11 protein-coding genes and 1 tRNA gene are annotated in these 16973 nt (G+C 65.2%); 11 read left to right on the top strand and 1 reads right to left on the bottom strand.

The features are described 5' to 3' along the window. Positions 1-341 precede the first annotated feature (341 nt). From ACVWYQ_RS24435 to ACVWYQ_RS24385, 11 genes are all read left to right on the top strand, one after another. A complete protein-coding gene (locus ACVWYQ_RS24435) occupies positions 342-2078 on the top strand; it encodes a putative bifunctional diguanylate cyclase/phosphodiesterase (protein ID WP_404654536.1) in 1737 nt (578 codons plus the stop codon). A 264-nt stretch (positions 2079-2342) separates the two neighbouring features. Further along, entirely contained in the window at positions 2343-3785 is a 1443-nt protein-coding gene (locus ACVWYQ_RS24430; RefSeq protein ID WP_456726459.1) for a sigma-54 interaction domain-containing protein, read from the top strand. Between the two features lie 245 nt (positions 3786-4030). Next, complete coding sequence (locus tag ACVWYQ_RS24425) at positions 4031-6058, top strand: acyl CoA:acetate/3-ketoacid CoA transferase (protein WP_456726458.1); 2028 nt, start codon at positions 4031-4033, stop codon at positions 6056-6058. Between the two features lie 111 nt (positions 6059-6169). Further along, positions 6170-7354 (top strand): substrate-binding domain-containing protein, encoded by a 1185-nt coding sequence (locus ACVWYQ_RS24420; RefSeq protein WP_275501779.1) that lies wholly within the window; start codon positions 6170-6172, stop codon positions 7352-7354. Between the two features lie 206 nt (positions 7355-7560). Then, positions 7561-8337, top strand: a complete 777-nt coding sequence (locus ACVWYQ_RS24415; RefSeq protein WP_456726457.1) for an ABC transporter ATP-binding protein — start codon at positions 7561-7563, stop codon at positions 8335-8337. Then, a complete protein-coding gene (locus ACVWYQ_RS24410; RefSeq protein WP_109142068.1) occupies positions 8334-9056 on the top strand; it encodes an ABC transporter ATP-binding protein in 723 nt (240 codons plus the stop codon). The genes ACVWYQ_RS24415 and ACVWYQ_RS24410 overlap by 4 nt, the downstream gene beginning before the upstream one ends. Then, entirely contained in the window at positions 9053-10063 is a 1011-nt protein-coding gene (locus ACVWYQ_RS24405; RefSeq protein WP_271541651.1) for a branched-chain amino acid ABC transporter permease, read from the top strand. Before ACVWYQ_RS24410 ends, ACVWYQ_RS24405 begins: the two co-directional genes overlap by 4 nt. Next, the gene (locus ACVWYQ_RS24400; RefSeq protein ID WP_157285318.1) at positions 10060-11145 is read left to right on the top strand and encodes a branched-chain amino acid ABC transporter permease; all 1086 of its coding nucleotides are present in this window, start codon (positions 10060-10062) and stop codon (positions 11143-11145) included. Before ACVWYQ_RS24405 ends, ACVWYQ_RS24400 begins: the two co-directional genes overlap by 4 nt. A gap of 175 nt (positions 11146-11320) precedes the next feature. Further along, positions 11321-14443 (top strand): bifunctional diguanylate cyclase/phosphodiesterase, encoded by a 3123-nt coding sequence (locus ACVWYQ_RS24395; protein WP_271541649.1) that lies wholly within the window; start codon positions 11321-11323, stop codon positions 14441-14443. Further along, positions 14443-15480, top strand: coding sequence for a sensor domain-containing diguanylate cyclase (locus tag ACVWYQ_RS24390; protein ID WP_271541647.1), 1038 nt, complete (start codon positions 14443-14445; stop codon positions 15478-15480). The genes ACVWYQ_RS24395 and ACVWYQ_RS24390 overlap by 1 nt, the downstream gene beginning before the upstream one ends. A gap of 60 nt (positions 15481-15540) precedes the next feature. Then, positions 15541-15617, top strand: a tRNA-Arg gene (locus ACVWYQ_RS24385). Between the two features lie 56 nt (positions 15618-15673). Here ACVWYQ_RS24385 and ACVWYQ_RS24380 read toward each other — a convergent pair. Further along, positions 15674-16327, bottom strand: a complete 654-nt coding sequence (locus tag ACVWYQ_RS24380) for a class I SAM-dependent methyltransferase (RefSeq protein ID WP_271541645.1) — start codon at positions 16325-16327, stop codon at positions 15674-15676. Between the last annotated feature and the right edge of the window lie 646 nt (positions 16328-16973).

Raw genomic sequence — 16973 nt, 5'->3', positions numbered from 1 at the left:
TGCAGAGGTCGTCATGCCCGGGCTTGGCCCGGGCATCCACGTTCTTTGTGCCGCGTGAACGGCGTGGATGGCCGGGACAAGCCCGGCCATGACGCTGTGGAGCCAGTCGGTGCCCATAGCCACACCTGATCCTGCGTCAGACTCGAAAGCACTCCGATCGCAGTTTTTCATGCGGCGTTGACGCTCCGTTAATGACGATCGCCAGCGCGCGTCGGATCGTCGCAAGTTTTCTCCAAAACACCCCCGTATTTCTCCTGACCCCTTAACCAAACTTAAGAGGGAACCGCGGAAGATCGCGCCCATTGCAAAGGCGCGCTGAAACAACAAGATTCATGACTTCTATGAACGACAACCAATATTCCGGCGCGACTGAAGCGGAGCTCGGTTTTCTCAAGGAAATCGTTAGAATGCTGCCGGCCGGCCTCACCGTGCAGGACGCGCATGGCGAGCTGTTGCTGGTCAACGATGCCGCCGCCGCGCAGCTCGGCCTGGATGGCAGCCGTCCTTCACCCGATCTGACGCCGCGGCGCGAAGCCTGCCGCCAGGCCCTGAGCGACGGGCAGCCGGTCGTGACCGAGGAAGCGCTTCACGTCGGCGCTGCGCGAAAGGTGCTGCTCACGACCCATCGCCCCGTTCGTCTCGACGGACGCGAGCTGCTGATCTCGGCGTCCTCCGACATCACCGAGCAGAAGAATTTCGAGGACCAGCTGTTCCGCTCGGCCTATTTCGACGAGCTGACCGGGCTGCCCTCGCGCCGCGTGATCGAGCACCGCGCCAACGCCCTGCTCGCGCGCGACGACGGCGGCGGAGGCTTTGCGTTGGCCTTCCTCGACGTCGACAATTTCAAGCACATCAACGATTATTACGGCCACGCCGTGGGCGACGCGCTGCTGGTCGAGCTGTCGAAGCGGCTCGGACGGGACTTGCGCGATTCCGACATGCTCTCGCGCATCTCGGGGGACGAATTCCTGCTGCTGCTGTCACCGATCCAGAGCCAGGAGGAAGTCGCCGAATTCATGCAATCGACGCTGGAGCGGCTGACCGCGCCGTTCTTCATCGACCATTCGGAAGTATTCGCCTCGACCTCAGTCGGCATCAGCCTCTATCCCGACCATGGACGCAGCTTCGAGACGCTGCGGCAGAACGCGGACATCGCGATGTACCGCATCAAGAACAACGGCAAGGGACTGGCCGCCTTCTTCGATGCCAGCATGGAGCGAGAGGCGCAGGCGCGGATGAAGGTCGAGCAGTCGCTGCGGCTCGCCATCCTGGAAAAGCGCTTCTGCTGCGCCTTCCAGTCCAAGGTCGATATCCGAACGCAAGCGGTGAAGGGCATCGAGGCTTTGGTCCGCCTGCGCGACGACGAAGGCGTGATCCAGGCGCCCGGCTCGTTCATCGATCTTGCCGGTGAGCTCGGCCTGATCGACGAGCTGACCCATCTCGTGCTCGCCGAGATCGTCAAGTCGATCGACCTGATCAACGACACGTTCGGCCCGGAAGCGACCATCAGCATCAACGTCGCCGCCAAGCAGGCCGGAAATCCCGAGTTCATGCGCAGCTTTGCGCAGGCGCTGGAAGAGACCGGCTTTCCCCAGCGGTTCATGATCGAGGTGACGGAAGATGCTTTCGTCGCCAAGAATCATTTTCAGGACGAGATTCTGCCGATGTTCCGCAAGCTCGGCGTCGGCGTCTCCATCGACGATTTCGGCACCGGCTATTCCTCGCTCTCGGCGCTGGCCGACATCACCGCCGACGAGATCAAGATCGACCGCTCCTTCATCACCGACATTCATAAGCGCCCGCGCAGCCAGGGCATCCTGCGCGCGATCGAATCCTTGAGCGAGGCGCTCGGCATGACGGTGATCGCCGAAGGCCTCGAAACCTACGAGGAGCTGGCCTATCTGCAGGCGGCGACCAAGATCCGCTACGCACAGGGCTATTATTTCTCCCGGCCGATCTTCCTGGAGGAGCTGAAGCTCGCAACGCCCTCCTCGAGCGAAGCGCGGGTCAGCATGGCAAGCCGCCCGGCGCAACAGAACCGCCAGGGCTATTCGCGGGCGAGCGGGTACCGGCGGTAGGGGCGGCGCCGGCGCAACACATACCGCTGTCGTCCCGGGGCGCGCAAAGCGCGAGCCCGGGACCCATAACCACAAGACGTGGTTTGGCGCCAAGACGTCACTCCGAGTCCCCGTAGTCACATCTCCCTGGGGGTATGGGTCCCGGATCTGCGCTTCGCTTGTCCGGGACGACGGCTGAGTATGGGGCGCACCCCGATGCCGAATTCCCCCTTTGAAATCGCTGCACTTTTGCTAATACACGGGCGGACCTCCCCGAGGTATCTCATGCCTGCCGCCACCTCCTCGATCAGCGATTCCGCCTATCTCCGTGCGCGCGCGATGGAGACGCTGTTCGAGCGGCTGGAGAAGCTCTGCGAGGGCGCGATTGCGATCGATCGCGGCGGGCGCGTCGTCTACGTCAACGAGAAATATCTTGCCGCGCTCGGTCTCGACCATGCCAGCGAGGCGATCGGCCGGTCGATCGAGGAGGTCATCCCGAACAGCCTGATGCGGAAGGTGGCCGAGACCGGCGAGCCGATCCTGCTCGACATTATGGAGCTCGGCGGCGAGCAGCTCGTCGTCACTCGCATGCCGATCGAGGACGAGAACGGGACGGTGATCGGCGCGATCGGCTTCGTACTCTATGATCATCTCGAAAGCCTGAAGCCCCTGCTCGCCCGCGTCGCCCAGCTCGAGAGCGATCTGCGGCTGGCGCGGCGGCAATTGTCCAACGCCCGCGCGGCGCGCTTCACCTTCGCCGATTTCGTCGGCACGACGCCGGCGATCGCGCGGGCCAAGGAGATCGCCAGCCGCGCCGCGCGGCAGAGCGTCACCGTCCTGCTCACCGGCGAAACCGGGACGGGCAAGGAGATGCTGGCACAGGCGATCCACAACGCCTCCTCGCGCGCCGACAAGCCGTTCGTCAGCGTCAACGTCGCCGCGATCCCCGAGACGCTGATCGAGTCGGAGTTCTTCGGCACTGCGCCGGGCGCCTATACCGGCGCCGACCGACGGGGACGCGAGGGCAAGTTCCGCATCGCCGACGGCGGCACGCTGTTCCTCGACGAGATCGGCGAGATGCCGCTGCAATTGCAGGCCAAGCTGCTGCGGGTGCTGCAGGAGCGCGAGATCGAGCCGCTCGGCTCGGACAAGATCACTAGGGTCGACGTCCGCGTCATCGCCGCGACCAATGTGGACCTGCGCAAGCGTGTCAGCGACGGCGCATTTCGCGCCGATCTCTACTACCGCCTCAACGTGCTTTCGGTCGACCTGCCGCCGCTGCGTCAGTGCCTCGACGATCTCCCCGACATTTGCGCCCGGCTGCTCGACGACATCAGCGCGTCGGGCGATTACGTCAAGGCGAAGATCACGCCGAGCGCGCTCGCCGCGCTCGCCCGCTACGATTGGCCGGGCAATGTCCGCGAGCTCCGCAACATCCTCGAGCGCGCGCTGATCCTCAGCGATTCCGGGCGGCTCACCGGCGAGGATGTCGCCCGCATTCTTCCCATCGGCAGCGAGGTCAGGCTCGCACCGGCCGAGCGCCCGGCCGGATTGGTGGTGCCCTATGCCGAGGCCGAGGCCGAGTTCGAGAAGCACACGCTCGAGCAGGCGCTCGCCGCCAGCAACGGCCAGATCGCCGAGGCCGCCCGGATGCTGCGGATCTCGCGCGCGACCTTTTACAAGAAGCTCGCCAAGTTCGGCCTCGCCGCGGGATCGGCGCCCGTCTGAGTTTCGAGACACCGGACTGTCCGGAGTCTCGGATTCCGGACACCGCACCCGGCTGCTCTTCCGGGACAGATCGCAGGCAATTGCCGCAGATTTCAGCGGTTTTGCGCGACGTTGCGGGATCTGGCGCGGACCTTGCTCTCCGCTTTGCCGTCTTTCCTTCGCGAGGAGCAACCTGTTCCGGGGCAGCGCTTCGCGATAAGATCAAGCACAACAAGGCCTACGGTCCAGGGAGCAGGAGGAACGCCGTGAGCCATCATCCAGCTCTGCCTTACTTGCGCAATTCCGAGAAGGGCAAGGTCGTCTCGGCGAATGAAGCCGTCATGCTGATCCGCGACGGCGACACGGTGGCAACTGGCGGCTTCGTCGGCATCGGCTTTGCCGAGGAGATCGCCGTCGCACTGGAGGAGCTCTATCTGTCCCACGAGGGCGATGCGCCCTATACGCAAGGCAAGCCGCGCAATCTGACGCTGGTCTATGCGGCTGGACAGGGCGACGGCAAGCAGCGCGGCCTCAATCATTTCGGACATGAAGGCCTGGTGCGGCGCGTGATCGGCGGGCATTGGGGCCTTGCGCCGAAACTGCAGCAGCTCGCGATTGCGAATCAGATCGAGGCCTACAACCTGCCGCAGGGCGTCATCACCCATCTGTTCCGCGACATCGCCGCGCACCGGCCTGGCCACATCACCCGCGTCGGCATGGGTACCTTCGTCGATCCCCGGCACGGCGGCGGCAAGCTGAACGCACGCACCACCGAGGACCTGGTGGAGCTGATCACGCTGCGCGGCGAGGAATGCCTGCTCTACAAGACGTTCCCGATCGATGTCGGGATCATCCGCGCCACCACCGGCGATCCCGACGGCAATCTCACCATGGAGAAGGAGGCCCTGACACTGGAGGCGCTCGCCATCGCCATGGCGGCGCATAATTCCGGCGGCATCGTCATCGCCCAGGTCGAGCGTGTCGCCGAGGCCGGCAGCCTCAATCCGCGTCAAGTCAAGATTCCCGGCATCCTCGTCGACTGCGTGGTGGTGTCGAGGCCCGAGAACCACTGGCAGACTTTCGGCACGCAATACAATCCGGCTTTCTCGAGCGAGATCCGGGTCCGCGCCGCCTCGCTACCGGTGATGCCGATCAGCGAGCGCAAGATCATCGCCCGGCGCGCGGCGCTGGAGCTGAAGGCCAACAGCGTTGTCAATCTCGGCATCGGCATGCCCGAGGGGATCGCCTCGGTCGCCAATGAAGAGCGCATCATCGACCTCATCACGCTGACGGCGGAGCCGGGCGTGATCGGCGGCATCCCGGCGAGCGGCATCGATTTCGGCGCGGCGATCAACACGCAGGCGGTGATCGACCAGCCGTACCAGTTCGACTTCTACGACGGCGGCGGCCTCGATGCCGCATTCCTCGGCCTTGCCCAGGTCGACCGCGCCGGCAACCTCAATGTCAGCAAGTTCGGACCGAAGCTCGCCGGGGCCGGCGGCTTCATCAACATCAGCCAGAACGCCAAGGAAGTGATCTTCGTGGGCACATTCGGCGCCGGCAAGCAGCGCATCGTGGTGAGGGACGGCAAGCTCGTCATCCTGGACGAGGCCACGTCGCGCAAGTTCGTCGAGACCGTCGAGCACGTCACCTTCAGCGGCCCGTTTGCCGCCGCGCGCAAGCAACGCACCCTTTACGTCACCGAGCGCTGCGTATTCGAGCTCCGGGAAGACGGGCTCGAGCTCGTCGAGGTCGCGCCCGGCATCGACATCGAGCGCGACATCCTGCGCCTGATGGATTTCAAGCCGCTGATCCCGCGCGACCCCGCACTGATGGACGCGCGCATCTTCGGGGACGGGCTGATGGATTTGCGCGAGCGCCTGCTCACCATCCCGCTCGACCAGCGCTTCACACTGGACGAGCAGCAGAACCTGTTCTTCGTCAATCTCGAGCGCTACCCGCTGCGCAGCAAGGCGGAGATCGACACCATCGCCGCCATCGTCGAGGGCCGCCTGGCGCCGCTCGGACGCCGCGTCTACGCCATCGTCAATTATGACAATTTTTCCATCCTGCCGGAACTGATGGACGATTATTCGGCCATGGTGCGCAGCCTCGTCGATCGCTTCTATTCCGGCGTGTCGCGCTACACGACGTCGGGTTTCCTGCGCATCAAGCTCGGCGAAGCCTTGGAGAAACGCGGCGTCGCGCCGCACATCTTTGAAAGCGCGGAGGAAGCGCAGTCGGACTGGCGCCAGATCGAGGCCGGCGCGGCGCGCAAAGAGAGCCAGGCCTAAAAATGATGCATGTTCACGCGCAAGCGCGCTCGGTCGGAAGGTTCAATTGCAATGTTCGTAACGTTGTGCAAATCGCTGTTGGTAGAAACTTTTAAATCAGGAGGGACCATCGTGCGTCGATCACTCATCATAACAACAACCATCCTCGCGCTCGGCGCGGGCACCTCCGCGCTCGCCGACGATCTCAAGATCGCGCTGATCTACGGCAAGACCGGTCCGCTCGAAGCCTACGCCAAGCAGACCGAGACCGGCCTGAAGATGGGTCTCGAGTACGCCACCAAGGGCAGCATGACGCTCGACGGCCGCAAGATCGTCATCATCACCAAGGACGACCAGGGCAAGCCCGACCTGGCCAAGGCCGCGCTCGCTGAAGCCTATCAGGACGACAAGGCCGACATCGCGATCGGCACAACGTCGTCGGCCGCGGCGCTCGCCATTCTTCCCGTGGCCGAGGAGAACAAGAAGATCCTGATCGTCGAGCCGGCGGTCGCGGACCAGATTACCGGCGAGAAGTGGAATCGCTACATCTTCCGCACGGCGCGCAACTCCTCGCAGGATGCGATCTCCAACGCAGTCGCGATCGGCAAGCAGGGCGTCACCGTGGCGACGCTGGCGCAGGACTACGCCTTCGGCCGCGACGGCGTCGCCGCGTTCAAGGAGGCGCTCGCCAAGACCGGCGCGACGCTCGCCGCCGAAGAATACGCCCCGACCTCGACGACCGACTTCACCGCGGTCGGCCAGCGCCTGTTCGACGCGCTGAAGGACAAGCCCGGCCGCAAGGTGATCTGGGTGATCTGGGCCGGCGCCGGCAATCCGCTGGCCAAGCTTCAGGACATGGACCCGAAGCGCTACGGCATCGAGCTCTCCACCGGCGGCAACATCCTGCCGGCGCTCGCCGCCTATAAGGGTCTGCCCGGCATGGAGGGCGCGACCTATTATTTCTACGAGATCCCGAAAAACCCGGTGAACGACTGGCTGGTCGCCGAGCACCAGAAGCGCTTCAACGCGCCGCCGGACTTCTTCACCGCGGGCGGCTTTGCGGCCGCGATGTCCGTCGTCGCCGCCGTCACCAAGGCGAAGTCGACCGACACCGAGAAGCTGATCAGCGCGATGGAGGGCCTCGAGTTCGACACGCCCAAGGGCAAGATGGTGTTCCGGAAAGAGGACCATCAGGCGCTGCAGAGCATGTATCACTTCAAGGTCAAGGTCGATCCGAACGTCGCCTGGGCCGTGCTCGAGCCGGTGCGCGAGCTGAAGATCGAGGACATGAACGTTCCGATCAAGAACAAGCGGTAGGTGCCTCTTCACCTCTCCCGCTTGCGGGAGAGGTCGGCGCGTCCCGGGCGATGCGAAGCATCGTCCCGCGCGCCGGGTGAGGGCTTTCTCCTCTTGGGGGTTCTCGCCCGCGGAGATAGCCCTCTCCCCAGCCCTCCCCCGCAAGCGGGGGAGGGAGCGCACCGTGACCTGCGGATCTATCTCGTTTCATCCTTTGCCAGACACCCATGCCGCTCACCCTGGAAACCCGCGACCTCACCATCCGCTTTGGCGGCCATGTCGCGGTCAACAATGTCTCCTGCACGTTTCGTCCGGGCGAGCTGACCGCCATCGTCGGGCCGAACGGCGCCGGCAAGACCACCTATTTCAATCTGATCTCGGGCCAGCTGCGGGCATCCGGCGGCAGCATCCTGTTCGACGGCACCGACATCACCGAGCATTCCGCACCGATGCGCACCCGTGCGGGCCTCGGACGCGCGTTCCAGCTCACCAATCTCTTCCCGAATCTCTCAGTGGAAGAGAACGTCCGCCTCGCGGTGCAGGCGGCGGCGGGCACGCACTACGACATGCTGCGGCCATGGACGGTGCGCCGCGACCTGATCGCGCGCGCCGACGCCATTCTCGACCAGGTCGCGCTCGGCAATCGCCGCGGCGTCACTGCGACCGCGCTGTCGCATGGCGACCAGCGCAAGCTCGAGGTGGCGCTGATGATCGCGCTGGAGCCGAAAGTCTTCATGTTCGACGAACCGACCGCCGGCATGAGCATCGACGAGGTGCCGATCGTCCTGAACCTGATCGCGCAGCTCAAGCAGGACAGGAGCAAGATCATCCTCCTGGTCGAGCACAAGATGGACGTGGTGCGCTCGCTCGCCGACCGCATCATCGTGCTGCATAACGGGCAGCTGGTGGCGGACGGCGCGCCCGCCGAGGTGATCGCCTCGCCGATCGTGCAGGAAGCCTATCTCGGCATCGCGCCCAAGAACGCTGCAGGGAGCGCAGCATGAGCGATCTCCTCAAGCTTTCCGGCGTGCACACCCATATCGGGCGCTATCACATCCTCCAGGGCATCGATCTCACGGTGCCGGAAGGACAGGTCACGATGCTGCTCGGCCGCAACGGCGCCGGCAAGACCACGACGCTGCGCACCATCATGGGCCTGTGGCAGGCCTCGAAAGGCGAGATCACCCTGGCAGGCCAGCGCATCGAGAGCCTTGCTACGCCCGACATCGCGCGGCTCGGCGTCGGCTACGTGCCGGAGAGCATGGCAGTGTTCTCCGATCTCACCGTGAAGGAGAACCTGGTGCTGGCGGCGCGCGACGCGCCGCTCGACGACAAGCAGCTGGATTGGATCTTCGGCTTCTTCCCGGCGCTGCGCCGCTTCTGGCTGTCGCGCGCGGGAAGCCTGTCGGGCGGGCAGAAACAAATGTTGTCCATCGCCCGCGCGATCGTCGAGCCGCGCAAGCTGCTCCTGATCGACGAGCCGACCAAGGGCCTCGCGCCCGCCATCGTGATGGCGCTGATCGAGTGCCTGAAGGAGATCAAGCGAAAGGGCGCGACGATCCTGATGGTCGAGCAGAATTTCTTTGCCGCCCGCGAGCTCGGGGACAACGTGCTGGTGATGGACAACGGCACCATCGTTCATCGCGGCGAGATGGCGGCACTCGCCGCCGACGTGCCGCTGCAGGAGCGGCTGCTCGGCCTGAGCCTGGAGGCGCATCAGTGACAGACCTTGCCGCAACCGATCCGCTGCCGAAGCCGAAGCGCGATCTCGCGCCGATCCTGCTGCCGCTCGCGCTCGCGCTGCTGATGATCCCGCTGATCGGATCGACCTCGTCCTGGCTGACCCTGACCGTCGCGAGCCTCGCCATGGGCATGATGATCTTCATCATGGCCTCAGGGCTAACGCTGGTGTTCGGCCTGATGGACGTGCTCAATTTCGGCCACGGCGCCTTCATCGCCGTCGGCGCCTATGTCGCGACCCTGGTGCTGGCGCCGTTCGCGGCGTCCATCCAGGCCGACTCGCTTCTAACGAACCTCGCGGTGCTGGCCCCGGCTGCGCTGCTCTCGATGGCGGTCTCCGGCGCGCTCGGCCTCGTCGTCGAGCGCGTGCTGATCCTCCCCGTCTACGGCCAGCACCTGAAGCAGATCCTGATGACGACCGGCGGCCTCATTGTTGCGGAACAGACGCTCTATGCGCTGTGGGGACCGCAGATCATCCCGATGCCGCTGCCAGCCTCGCTGCGCGGCTCCTTCATCATCGGCGACGTCGCGATCGCCAAGTACCGCGTGCTGGCGATGCTGATCGGGCTTTCCGTCTTCATCGCGATCCAGCTCGTGCTCAACCGCACCAAGCTCGGCCTCCTGATCCGTGCCGGCGTCGAGAACCGCGAGATGGTGGAGGCGCTCGGCTACCGCATCCGCCGCCTGTTCCTCGGCGTGTTCATGACCGGATCGGCGCTGGCCGGACTCGGCGGCGTGATGTGGGCGCTCTATCGCGAGCAGGTGCACGCCTCCATGAGTGACGACCTCACCGTCCTGATCTTCATCGTCGTCATCATCGGCGGGCTAGGATCGATCGGCGGCTGCTTCATCGGCGCCATTCTGGTCGCCATGGTCGCCAATTACGGCGGCTTCCTGGTGCCGAAGCTCGCCCTCGTCTCCAACATCCTGCTGATGGTCGCCATTCTGATGTGGCGGCCGCGCGGCCTCTATGCGGTGACCAGCCGATGATGATCCTCTCAGGCGATCCGCCGCGCAGCCGCGTCCTGACGCTCGTTCTCGTCGTCATCATCCTGGCGCTGGCGGCAACGCCGTTCCTGTTCCCGGGCGCCAAGGCGCTGAACGTCGCGGCCAAGATCTGCGTGTTCGCAGCGCTAGTCGCCTCCTACGATCTGTTGCTCGGCTATACCGGCTCGGTGTCGTTCGCCCACACCATGTTCTACGGCATCGGCAGCTACGCGATCGCCATCGCGCTGTACGGCATGGGTCCGAACTGGGCCGCAGTCGCCACCGGCATCGTCGCCGGCCTGCCGCTCGCAGCCCTGCTTGCGCTCGCCATCGGGCTGTTCTCGCTGCGGGTCGCGGCGATCTTCTTCGCCATGATCACGCTCGCGGTCGCCTCGGCCTTCCAGGTGCTGGCCTCGCAGCTGTCCTGGCTGACCGGCGGTGAGGACGGGCGCAGTTTCCAGCTACCGGAGCTGCTGCGCCCCGGCACGGTGCTGATCTCCAAGAACCTGTTCGGCTTCGAGATCAACGGCCGCATCCTGACCTTCTACCTGGTGTTCGCGATCTCGGGCCTGATGATCCTCGCGCTGCTGCGCGTGGTGAACTCGCCGTTCGGGCGCGTGCTGCAGGCGATCCGCGAAAATCGTTTCCGCGCCGAGGCGCTCGGCTTCCGCACTGTGTTCCACCTGACCTACGCCAACTGCCTCGCCGCCCTCGTCGCGGCCAGCGCCGGCATCCTGAACGCGCTGTGGCTGCGCTATGCCGGTCCCGACACCTCGCTGAGCTTCTCCATCATGCTCGACATCCTGCTGATGGTGGTGATCGGCGGCATGGGCACGATCTACGGCGCGATCATCGGCGCCACCATCTTCATCCTCGCCCAGAACTATCTGCAATCGCTGATGGGCGTCGCCTCCAAGGCGGCGGGCGAAGCCGGGCTGCCGCTGCTGCCGGGGCTGCTGCATCCCGACCGCTGGCTGCTGTGGCTCGGGCTGCTGTTCATCGCCAGCGTCTATTTCTTCCCGACCGGCGTGGTCGGACGGCTGCGCCATGGCGGCGGCAAGAAGTCTGCCGGCCCCTCGCATTAGCCGATGATTTACCATGCGGCGCCGCGATTGCGGCGCGCGAACACAACCGTCGCGTGCGATGCGCGTAGCGCTACGATTGATGCGATCACACCAGCCGGATTAATGCTTAGGTAACTGGCTTTCCTAAGGTTTGCGCCATTTGTGCGGTGTATTCGTGATCCTCCAGCGAGGGGGAATGCGCCAGGTCTTTGCCAGCGTAGCAGCCGGAATGTCTCGAGCCGCGAGAAACGGCTGGGAGGCCTTGGCGCGCCGTGGTCCTGTCCTGTGGCTGACCCTGTGCGGCGTGTTTCTGGTGGCCGGCATCTTCATCGCCACGGCCGTTGCCATCGGCGAGTTTCGCGAGCGGACCCTCGCCAACCGCGAACGCGAGCTTGAAAACACGGTGAAGCTGATCGCGCGGCATTTCGATCAGCAATTCGAGGATTCCGAGGTCGTTGCCGCCGACCTGATCGGGCAGATGAACCTGCCTGAGATCACCTCGCCTGCGACGTTCCGCGAGCGCATGTCCGGGCCTGCGGCAAACCAGATGCTGCGCGGCAAGATCAGCTCCGTGTCGTATCTCGGCGACATCGCGATCTACGATGCCGAGGGCGATCTGATCAACTGGTCGCGGGCCCAGCCGCTGCCCAAGATCAACATCTCCGCGCGCGCCTATTTCCAGTCGTTCAAGTTCAACCCGGCGGCCGAGCCGGTCATCCTGGAATCGGTCCGCAGCCTCATCATCGGCAAATGGACCACGGTCGTCGCACGCCGGCTGCGCGGCGCGGACGGCACATTCCTCGGCGCCATGGTGCGGCGGATCGACCCAAACAGCTACCAGCAATATTTCGCGTCGGTCGCGCTCGCCGACGGCACGGCCATCTCGCTGCTCGATCGCGAGGGCAAGATGCTGGCGCGCTATCCGCACGCCGAGGAGCTGATCGGGCGGAACTTCAAGGACGGGCCGCTGATGCAGAAAGCGCTGGCCGAAGGCGGTCAGCAGACGCTCCGCGGCAGGAGCCCCGTCACCGGTGAGGAGCGGCTCGGCTCGGCTGCGTCGCTGACGCATTTCCCGCTGGTCATCATCGCCACCAGTACCACGGCAGCGGCACTTGCGGACTGGCGGCAGCAAACCGGCTTCTTGGTGACAACGGCAGGCTTCTCGGCCGGCGTAATCGCGCTGATCCTCTATCTGATCATTCGCCAGATCAACCAGCAGAACCGCGAGGCCCAGCAGCGGATCGAGGCGGAGCGGCTGCGGCTCGATACTGCCCTCAACAACATGTCGCAGGGGCTGGTCCTGTACGACGCGTGCGGCACCATCGTCACCTGCAACCGCCGCTACGCCGACATGTTCGGCCTGTCGCACGACGTCATCAAGCCCGGCTGTCACATCCGTGAGGCGATGTATCATCGCAAGGAGCGCGGCGCCTTCGACGGCGACGTCGAGGCCTTCTGCGCCGAGGTCATGCGGGTCGCCGCCGAGGGCACAGTCGCGACGCTGACCCATCAACTGGCCAATGGCCGCGCCTTTCAGGTCATCAACACGCCGCTCGCACAGGGCGGATGGGTCGCCACCATCGAAGAGATCACCGAGCGCCGCAAGCTCGAACAGGAGCGCGACCGCAACTACACCTTCCTGCGCGAGATCATCGACCATATCCCCTCGCAGATCACCGTGAAGGATGCCCGGACCCGGCAATATCTCTTGCTCAACGTCGTCGCCGAACAGCTGTTCGGTCACTCCCGCCAGGACGTCGTCGGCAAGACCGCCTTCGACATCTTCCCCGAGGCGGCCGCTGCCCACATCACCGAGGACGACAGCAGGGCGCTGGCATCGGCCAACGGATTGTTCAAGGACGAGCACGCCTGGCAGATGCCCGGCATGGGCCTGCGCTACATTACCTCGACCCGGATCGGCCTCCGCGATGAAGCCGGCGAACCGCGCTACCTCATTCACGTCATCGACGACGTCACCGAGCGTCGGCGTGCCGACGAGAAGATCGCGCATATGGCGCATTACGATGCGCTGACCGACCTGCCGAACCGCACGCTGTTCCGCGAGCAGATCGAACGCCAGCTTGCGCATGTCGCGGACGGCTGCCAATTCGCGCTGCTCTACATCGACGTCGACGAATTCAAGGGCATCAACGATTCGCTCGGCCACCATGTCGGCGACGAGCTGTTGAAGGCGATCGCGGCCCGGCTGCGCGGTTGCCTGACGCAGGGCGACCTGATCGCGCGGCTCGGCGGCGACGAGTTCGCGGTGATCCAGACCGGGATCCAGTCCCCCGCGGACGTGCTGTCCTTCGTGACGAAGATCTACCAGGCGATCCGCCAGCCCTATCATTGCCTCGGCCACCAGCTCTCGACCGATGCCAGCATCGGCATTGCGCTGGCGCCGCAGGACGGCTCGGACCTCGATCAACTCATCAAGAACGCCGACCTCGCGATGTACGGCGCCAAGGCCGAAGGCCGCCGCACCCACCGCTTCTTCGAGCCGGCGATGGACGCGAGCGCCAAGGCGCGCCTCAGCATGGAACAGGATTTGCGCCAGGCGCTGGTGAACGGCGGCTTCGAGATCCACTATCAGCCCCTGGTCGACCTGCGCACCAACGAAGTGTCCGGCTGCGAGGCGCTGCTGCGCTGGCGCCATCCCGAGCGCGGCATGGTGTCGCCGGCCGAGTTCATTCCGGTCGCCGAGGACACCGGCCTGATCAACGAGCTCGGCGACTGGGTGCTGCGCATGGCCTGCAACGAGGCCGCGACCTGGCCGGCGCATGTGCGCGTCGCGGTCAACGTCTCGCCCGTGCAGCTCAAATGCGACACGCTGGCGCTGCGGATCGCGGGCGCGCTCGCCGCCTCCGGCCTCGACCCGCGCCGGCTCGAGCTTGAGATCACCGAGGCCGTGCTGATCCGCGACGACGAGGCGGCGCTCTCGATCCTGCACCAGCTGCGGTCGATCGGCGTGCGCATCGCGCTCGACGATTTCGGCACCGGCTATTCCTCGCTGAGCTACCTGAAGCGCTTCCCGTTCGACAAGATCAAGATCGATCGCTGCTTCGTCGTCGACATCGCCGAGGCCACCGGCTCGCCCGTCATCGTGCAGGCGGTGGTGAACATCGCGGCCGCCAGCAGCATGACCACGGTCGCCGAGGGCGTCGAGACTGAGGCGCAGCGCGACATGCTGCGCGCGCTCGGCTGCACGCAGATGCAGGGCTATCTGTTCAGTGCACCGAAGCCGGCCAGCGAGGTACGCAAGCTGTTCGGCGCCGGCGATGGCTCGCCCGGGGCCTTACCCGTGGCTGCGGTGGCCTGATGCCGAAGTCGCGCAAGATTCTCGATGTCGCCGATTCCTACGCCGTGCGGCTAATGCAGCACCTTGTGGTGCCGACGTTCGTGATCGACCCGAAGCGCCGCGTCGTGATCTGGAACAGAGCCTGCGAGCGGCTGACCGGCGTCGGGGCCGCCGAAGTGATCGGCACCAGCAAGCACTGGCAGGCGTTCTACGAGACGAAGCGCCCCTGCCTTGCCGACCTCGTCGCGCTCGACCGGCCCGAGCAGTTGCCGGAGTATTATTCGGAATATGCCGCGCGCGGCCACAACGGGCTCGGCTTCTCCGCGGAGAACTGGTGCGTGATGCCCAAACTCGGCAGCCAGCTCTATCTCGCCATCGACGCCGGCCCGATCCACGACGAGGCCGGCAACCTGATCGCGGTGGTGGAGACTCTGCGCGACCTCACCGACCAGAAGCGCGCCGAGATGGCGCTGAAGGAGCTCGCCACCAAGGACGGGCTCACTGGCCTCGCGAACCGCCGCGCCTTCGACCAGATGCTGCTCGGCGAATGGGCCCGCGCCCAGCGCACGCAGAAGCCGCTGGCCCTGCTGTTCGTCGACGTCGACCATTTCAAGCTGTTCAACGACCAGCACGGCCACCAGAGCGGCGACGAGTGCCTGCGCGCGGTCGCTTCCGTCGTCAACCGGCACGCGGTGCGCCCGCTCGACCTCGCCAGCCGCTATGGCGGCGAGGAGTTTGCGCTGATCCTCCCCGACATGGATTGCGACAGCGCCTGCATGGTGGCCGAGGCGATCCGCTGCGCCGTGATGGCCTTGGCGATCGCCCATGGCGCGATCGGCGCCGGCGACCACGTTACCCTCAGCGTCGGCGTCGCAAGCCATATTCCCGGCGGTGCCGACGGCGGCCCCGACCGGCTGCTCGGCGCGGCCGACGAGGCGCTCTATGTCGCCAAACGCCTCGGCCGCAACCGCGTCATCTGCGCCGACCGGGTGCTTGCCGAAATCGCCACCCGCGACGGAGAGGCGGTTCCGGCCCTGGTCAGGCGCAAAACGGCTTGAGCTTGATCCTGCGAGAAGCGGTTGCCCGCCCCGCGCCAATCGGCTACATCAGGCCTCTCTGCACCCGTAGCTCAGCTGGATAGAGCGTTGCCCTCCGAAGGCAAAGGTCACACGTTCGAATCGTGTCGGGTGCGCCAGTGGTCGAGCGGCACTGCGTGGATCGCAGCGTCGACAGACTGGCCGCTCGGCAGCTTCATCGCATCCTGCCTTGGCGCTTGCGCGCCGCGATATATGGCCGGGCCTCGTTGCCTTTGGTCGCGTGGTTTTCCGTGGCTAGAATCTCGAAGCCCGCGGCCTCCATCAGTTCGCCCAGCTCCGATGCCCGGAAAGCACCGGCATAAGGCGCCATGCCGATCGCGCGCATTGCAGGCAGCAACGCTAGCCGGATGAGCGGGTTCATGTCCCCGAGGCACGGCGTCTTCGAAATGAACAGGCCCTCCGGTGCGAGCAGCGCATTGATGCGCCGCAAGGTGCCGGGCAGGTCGCGGACCAGGTGGAGATAGTTGAAGCCCAGGACCGCATCGAACGGCCCGGCCTCAGGGGCGAGCGTCTCCACCGTCCCGGTCTGGAAGGCAAGCCCCGGGATGGAGGAGGCGCCGTGCTTCTCCCTGGCGATCTCGATCATCTCGGCGGAAAAGTCCGTCGCAAGATAGCTTTGCACATCGGCTGCGAGCCTCAGCGCCGTCGTCCCGGTTCCGCAGCCCAGCTCAAGCACCCGGTCGCCCGGCTTTAGCAAGGCACTGGTCCGATCGAGCGTGCGCTCATATCCAGCCGGATCCGCGACCGCACTCTTGGCATATTTCCGTGACGACCTGTCCCAGAAACGGGCGTCGCTCGCGGTGCTCATAGATAACGCTCCTTTTGCAGTCGGCGAAGCGGACGCGGGATCGGCGAATGCCCTGAGCCTACCTATGAGAGTGACAGCTGCGAACGCTATTCGAACCGGATTTCGGCCGGCCGCCTTTTCTTCGACAACGAGTTGTTCGCAGGACGCCGCAAGGCCTGCTGGTTTTCCATCGGCTGACTCACGTTTCGCGATTGGTATCTGCCCTTTTTGATATTCGCTGTACGTTTTCGAAGCTTCGGATCGACAACGTGCACGCTCGTCGCCGATGGACCCGTTGTAGAGACTCCTGCGCCAAGCCTGACCCGTGCATTGCACGCATTCATAGCTCATGTCCCGTCTTCCGACCAAATTCGCGGTCGCCTCGTCACCTTCGCCGCTGCGCTTCCTGCTGCGTTGCCATTGCAGGCTGCACCGTCCACTTCGCGTGACCGATTTCGCTCGCTCAGGTCATGGAGATGCTGGAGAAGCCGCCGACCGATCGGACGACGCAGCAAGTTATCACCGCGTGCCTAGCGGGTGTCGGCGCGGCGGCGGGCATAGTTGCCAGCATGTTGCAGACCAGCTTACGTCAGCGCCGTGACGCGCTCAGACAGGCAGAGGTTGCCAAGCATCACGGACAAGTATCACCTGGCCAAGTATCACCTGG

It is taken from the genome of Bradyrhizobium sp. USDA 3397 (genome assembly GCF_054060965.1).
This window is presented reverse-complemented; position numbering and strand designations above follow the sequence as displayed.